At 74.6% G+C, this 4,006-nt stretch carries 2 protein-coding genes; both read left to right on the forward strand.

The annotated features are described in order from the left end of the window. Window positions 1–143: 143 nt before the first annotated feature. Window positions 144–1,721, forward strand: a complete 1,578-nt coding sequence (locus AB0G02_RS21575) for a CHAT domain-containing protein (RefSeq protein ID WP_360797167.1) — start codon at window positions 144–146, stop codon at window positions 1,719–1,721. A 315-nt stretch (window positions 1,722–2,036) separates the two neighbouring features. Then, window positions 2,037–3,038, forward strand: a complete 1,002-nt coding sequence (locus AB0G02_RS21580; RefSeq protein ID WP_360797169.1) for a hypothetical protein — start codon at window positions 2,037–2,039, stop codon at window positions 3,036–3,038. Window positions 3,039–4,006: the final 968 nt, after the last annotated feature.

Below are 4,006 nucleotides of genomic sequence, written 5' to 3' on the forward strand. Positions count from 1 at the left end.
GCCGTGGCCCGCTGGCCGGGAGGCGGCGTGACCGCGGCGGTCGACGAGGCGGGCTGGTTCCACGTCGAACGCGTGCCGTTCGGGCCGGTCAGGTTCGTGCTGCGCGGCACGGGCCGCGAGCGGGCGACGCCGTGGTTCGTCGCATGAGGCCGAACCGCGTGCCCCCCGAGCGCTCACTGGCCCTGGTCGGGCGGGCTGAGGCCCTGCTGAGCACCGGTTTCGTGCGTGAAGCCACCGTGCTGCTGCGGCCGGCGGTCGACTCGCGCCTGCCGGAGGCGTTGCTGCTCGCCGCGCGGTGCGCGTTTCGGGACCACGACTTCGCGACCGCGCGCACCTTGGCCACCGACGCGGAAGACCTGTTCCTCGCCCAGGACCGCCCGTCCCTCGTCCCGGCCGCGCGGGCGGTGGCCCTGCTCGCCGGCGGACCCGGTTCCCCCACCGCGGTGGCCGACGCGTGCGACCGGCACGGCCACCACGACGACGCGGCCGAGGTCCGGCTCCGGCACGCACCCGGGCAGGCGGCGGCGCTCAGGCACCGGGGCACGTCCCGGTCCCGGGCCCTCGGCTGGCTCGCCCGCGCCCGGCTGGCGACGACCCGGCGCGACGCGGTGGCCGCGTGCCGGGCCGGGCTCGCGCTGCACGACCACGACGCACGCGGAGACCTGGTGGACATCGCCCTCGACCACGCCCTGAGCAGCGCAGACGCCCGATCGGCGTGGCGCTGGAACGAGCACCGGACCGCCGTGCCCGACCCCGCGGTCACCCGGGCGCGGGCCGAGCTGCGCCTCGCCCGCGTGCGGGGTGACCGGGACCGGATCGCGCGGCTCGAACGCGAGATCCGCCGGCTCGCGCACTCGCCACCCGCGGTCGGACGACCGGCCGTGCCGCTGAACGACGTGGTGGACGCGTTGGGCGACCGGGCGCTGCTGGTGTTCATCAGCCACCGGGGCAGGCTGTTCGGCGTGTCCGTCACCGGTCGGCGGGTCGGGCTGCACGACTTCGGCGAGGCCCGGACCACCGCGCGGCACGTCCGCTCGCTGTCGTTGGCCGACGCGCCGCACGCGCTGGCGGACCTCGACCGCCTCCTGCGGCCCGCCGGCGACCGACCGCTGGTCGTCGTGCCGAGCCCGGAACTCGTGCGGATGCCGTGGGCCGCGCTGCCCTCCGCCCGCGGGCGGGCGCTCTCGGTCGCGCCGTCGACGAGCTGCTGGCACCGGGCCGACACCCGCCCGTTGCGGCTCGCGAACCGCCTCTGGGTCGCCGGGCCGTCGCTGGTGCACGCGCACCGGGAGGTCGAGGCGCTGCGCCGGGCCCACGGTGGGGAGGTGCGCTCCACAGTGGACGGGACGTTGCGCGGGATGGTCGGCGCGGACGTCGCGCACATCGCCGCCCACGGCGTGCGCGAGTCACGGCACGGCGTTGAAGACGAACTGTTTTCGTATCTGCAACTGGAAGACGGGCCGCTGCACGGGCACGACCTCGACGGCCTGGCGGGTGCGCCGTCGGTCGTGGTGCTGTCGGCGTGCGAGTCCGGGTTGGCACGGGTGTTGCTGCGGCGCGGGGCGCGCGTCGTGGTGGAGAGCGTCCGGGCCGTGCCGGACGACCGGGTCGTGGACCTGATGGTCGACCTGCACGCCAACCTCGCGCAACCTGCGCAAGCGCTTGCGGACGCGCAGGCCCGGCACGGCGACCTCGGCTTCGTCTGCGTGGGCGCGGGGTGACCGCCGGTCGCTCTATCGGGGGACACCCGAACGGCTTAACGGGACCGGTGGGGGTGAAGCCGCCGGTCAGACGTCCACAGGGGACGTTCTTCCTGCGTCCGCTGTGGACCTTGGGGGCCGTCACACGTTCAGGTGGACACGACGGACTGTGTTCGGCGGCGGGTCGGACAACCCGGACAGCCGCACCCCACCGCCCTTCCGAGTGGGTTCCGGCGGAGAACGTTCGAAAATGCGGTTCCCAGTGCTAGACATAGCAGAACGTCGACTTGGAACGGTCCGTCGCGTTCGCCTCAGCCGGAATGGTGGTGATCCACAGTGGCAACGCCCTTCGCGGTGCGCCGGAGCGGATCGCTGCTGCTCAGGGCACTCGCCGTCGGCGGGTTGGCGGCGGCGGCCTGGTTCGTGTGCGGTGGGGTCGCGGCCGCGGGTGAAGACCACTCGGACGAGGCACCCACGCCGCTCGACGCGGTGAACGTGGCGCTCGGTGAGCAGCAGTCGGCAACCACCGACCTGCTGCTCGCCGACGCGGTGCGGCAGTACGCCGGGTCGTTCACGCCCGTCACCGCCGCACCTCAGCCGTTCGAGTCGCAAGCAGTCGAAGCGGTGGACTTCCACCCCTTCACGGCCGCGGTGCACCCGCTCGTCGTCGTGCCCGCGCCCGTGCCCGTCGAGGCGGCGGGCGACCTCTGCTCGTACGCCCACCCGGCCGACGCGTACCCGTCCTGGACCTACCCGGACGTCGACGCCGCCGTCGAGTCGGACTTCGGCTCGGGCTCGTACTCCGGCTCGTCCTCCGGGTCCTACTCGGACTCCGAGTCCGACTCGTACGGGTACTCCGGCGGCTACGCCGACGGTTACGGCTACTCGGGCGGGGCGTCGAACACCATGCCCGCCCCGCTGTACGAGGCGAAGGTGGCCGCGAAGGCCGCCGCGCGGGAGGCCGCCGAGGTGTCGGCGGCCCCGCCGGCGTCCGTCGTCGAGGTGATCGCGCAGGCCCGCGCCGACGTGCCGGTGCCGCCGTTCGCCGCCGCCCAGCCCGTGCCGGACTCCCCGAGCGCCCAGGCCGCCGAGGTGGTCTGGGAGGTGCCGGAGCCGAGCACCCCCGCTCCCGCGCCGAAGCAGGCGCCCGCGCCCAGCTCACCGACCGCGTCGTCGTCGAGCGGCGCGGACAGCGGTGGTGGCCACCGCGGTGGCCTCATCGCGTCGTTCGCCGGCCGGTCGGATTCCAAGCCGTTGACCGCGTTGTCGGTCGAGCGGCCGGACGACGGCCGGTCCCCGGGCAGCATCCCGGGGCTGCCCAGCACGTCACCCGACTGAGCAAGACGGGACCCGTGTGCCCTGAGCACACGTGATCACACGCCGTTCGGCCGGTCACTTCTCGCTGTACCCACTCCTGCACTCACGCACGACCAGGCTTCCCGTCCTGCCAACCGCGCCCTGGCAGGACGGGCGAGGTCCCATCGCCGCGCTGCCCCCGCAGCGGAGGGACCCCAAGGGAACCTGCGGCAGGGGACGCCAATCCCTGGAGCGTCCCCGCCGCAGGTCCACGGACCACCGTCGGGCTCCGGCTCAACGAGGGGCTGTGCCGGAGCCCGACGGATCGGCACCACACCATCGAGTGATCATCGCCCGAATATGTACGGAAACACCGTCACCGTTCCTCGGTTAAAACCATGAGGACCGCCGCCAACCACCACCCACGTCCCCACCCACCAACACCACCGCCCGAACACCCCACCTCAACGCCTCCCACACCCACTCCCCACCACCGCTCGACCTGCCCGGCCACCGCCGCCCCGGTCCGCTCTCACTCCCCGCCCGCCCTGCCCGGCCGCTCATCCACTCGACGGCCCGGCATCCGGCACCCGGCCACTCGACCGTCTGGCCCGCGCTCAGCCCGGCCCGGCCACTCACCCCGCTCGACTCGAAGCGAACCCGCTCGTCGAGCAACACCCCGGCCGGCCAACACCCCCTGGACCGCCGCCCCAGCAGCCGGTCCCGCCGACTCGCCCGTGCGCCAAACTCACTTGCGCCGCAACGAGATCGCGCACCACCCGAGCCCGCCGGTGCCAAACCACGCCACGCCGCCGCGCCCACACCGGCCAGCAGCCGACATCCGATCCCAGCCCGCGACCGACGACGCCTGAGCCCCACTCGACCTGCGCCCCGCCCGGCCCGTGACCCGTGTGCGGCCGGGCGGTGATCGGGCAGGTCAGGCGACGGGCACGGCGAGGTCGGCGTCGCCCGTACCGCCGCCGCCCGAGACGGCGGCTGCCACCAGGCCC

The sequence above is a fragment of the Actinosynnema sp. NPDC023658 genome (assembly GCF_040639995.1).
GTDB lineage: Bacteria > Actinomycetota > Actinomycetes > Mycobacteriales > Pseudonocardiaceae > Actinosynnema.